This window comes from Mesorhizobium sp. M7A.F.Ca.CA.003.01.2.1 (genome assembly GCF_003998945.1).
In the GTDB taxonomy this organism is placed as follows: Bacteria; Pseudomonadota; Alphaproteobacteria; order Rhizobiales; family Rhizobiaceae; genus Mesorhizobium; species Mesorhizobium ciceri.
Genome location: NZ_RZRA01001044.1, coordinates 1 through 1,848 on the forward strand (window position 1 = coordinate 1; position 1,848 = coordinate 1,848).

The window sequence follows — 1,848 nt, forward strand, 5'->3', positions numbered from 1 at the left end:
GCCAAGACCTGCTGGCGCAGGCGCGCTCCGGCGTGATGTGGCTGAACGGCGATGAGGACCAAGGGCCGGTGCCGTTCGGTCTTGCCATCGGCGACATGCTGGCCGGTGCCGCCTGCGCCAGCAGGTCTTGGCCGGGTCTCTTGACCCATGGTCCGTCTTCGCCATAGCCGCTGATCGAGGCATAGACCAGCCGCGGATTGATCTTGCGGACCGCCTCATAGTCCAAGCCGAGCCGCTCGATGACGCCCGGCCGGAAATTCTGGATCAGCACATCGGCCTTGGCCAGAAGGCCGCGCAACGCCTCGAGATCGGTCTCGTTCTTGAGGTCGATGGCAAGACTTTCCTTGGCCCGGTTGATGGCATGGAAGATGGTGGAATCGCCGCCGATCTCGGTGTCGCTGAGATAGAGCCGGCGCGACAGGTCGCCGCCATCCGGACGCTCGATCTTGATGACGCGGGCGCCGAGATCGAGCAGCCTGAGTGAGCAATAGGGCCCGGACAGGAACTGGCTCATGTCGACGACGACGAGACCGGCGAGCGGCAATTCGGCTGCTGCCGGCATGCTATTTCTCCGTCTTGCCGACGAAGTCGGCCGGGTTGCGGTACTTCACCGTCTGCAGATGCTCGCAATAGAGAACCAACTCGCCTTCGCCCTTGAACACCTCATAGCTGGCGCGGATCAGCCCCATTTCCTTGTAGCGGGGCTTCTTGTCGAGGTTGGAGCGGATCGAATAGATCGTGTCGCCAATGAAGACGGGTTTTATGAAGCGGAGCTTGTCGTAGCCATAGGAGAAGGCATTGACGCAGTTGGTGGCGACCAGCCCCAGGCCAGCCGAAAAGACAAAGGCGCCGGCGATCAGCCGCTTGCCGAAAATGCCTTCGTTCTCGGCAAACATCTGGTCCTGCACATAGGGGTGGATGTCGAGCACCAGCGTGTTGAACAAATGGCTGTCGCCTTCGGCCATTGTGCGCCGCAACGAGCGGATCTTCTGGCCGACGGGCCAGTCCTCGTAGAACCAGTTTTCGGCATTCCACACCGGCAGCGCGGCGTGATCTCCGGGCATGTTCTTGGGATGCGTCGAGGCGACGCCGACGGTAGGTGCGAAATCGTTCATGGTCGGCACCGCCAGACCTGCATGGGGCACGTCACAGCTGTCGGAAAACGCATCAAGGCGTCGAAATACAAGACGTCTCCTCCCGTCAATCTTCTTTTGTAAATAGTATTTTCACATATGGGGTTGCGTTGCAAGCGTGAACAGGCGAAATTTTGGCTGCTCCCGCGCGCCAAAGCGCAGGCGGGTAGGGGAGGAAATCATGCGCGAGAATTGTCTGGTCTTTGTCGGCAGCCTGAACCGCGAGGCGCCGTATTTTCAGGGCGCTCGGGGCGTCGGCCTCAGCGTCTACAGCTTTGACGAGACGACGCTGGAAACACGAAAACTGGCCGAGACCAACGACGTCGACAATCCGACCTTCCTCTCGGTGACACCGGACGGCTCGCGGATCTACGCCAACTCGGAAGTGTTCACCTGGCGCGAGGGCACCGTCTCAGCTTACAGCTTCGATCGAGCTTCGGGGACGCTCATTTATCTGAACAAGCAACCGTCGCTCGGCAGCATAGCCGCCCACAACACCATCACCCGCGACGGGACAAAACTGCTGGTCGCCAATTACGGCATGGGCGAGGGCGGCCCGGATCGCGCGGTGGCTGTCTATGGCTTCGAAGAGAACGGCGCCTTGTCGGCGCCGCTCGCCAGCGTTTCGCATGAGGGCAGCGGCCCGAATGTGGCGCGGCAGGAACGCTCGCATGCGCACAGCGTCACCGAAACCATCGGCGGGGGAACAGCCATC

Annotated in this window: 3 protein-coding genes and 1 pseudogene; 2 read left to right on the forward strand and 2 right to left on the reverse strand. The window is 61.4% G+C overall.

The annotated features are described in order from the left end of the window. Nucleotides 1-35: 35 nt before the first annotated feature. Nucleotides 36-167, forward strand: coding sequence for a hypothetical protein (locus tag EN969_RS36345; protein WP_245467554.1), 132 nt, complete (start codon nucleotides 36-38; stop codon nucleotides 165-167). Here EN969_RS36345 and EN969_RS29395 read toward each other — a convergent pair. After that, nucleotides 110-562, reverse strand: a pseudogene (locus tag EN969_RS29395) (CaiB/BaiF CoA-transferase family protein); the annotation flags it as partial. The gene EN969_RS36345 and the pseudogene EN969_RS29395 overlap by 58 nt on opposite strands. 1 nt (nucleotide 563) lies before the next feature. Beyond that, a complete protein-coding gene (locus EN969_RS29400; RefSeq protein ID WP_013533014.1) occupies nucleotides 564-1,115 on the reverse strand; it encodes a MaoC family dehydratase in 552 nt (183 codons plus the stop codon). Between the two features lie 199 nt (nucleotides 1,116-1,314). Between EN969_RS29400 and EN969_RS29405 the strand changes: the two genes are divergently transcribed. Continuing rightward, the coding region (locus EN969_RS29405) for a beta-propeller fold lactonase family protein (RefSeq protein WP_164758602.1) at nucleotides 1,315-1,848 on the forward strand (534 nt) is incomplete at its 3' end.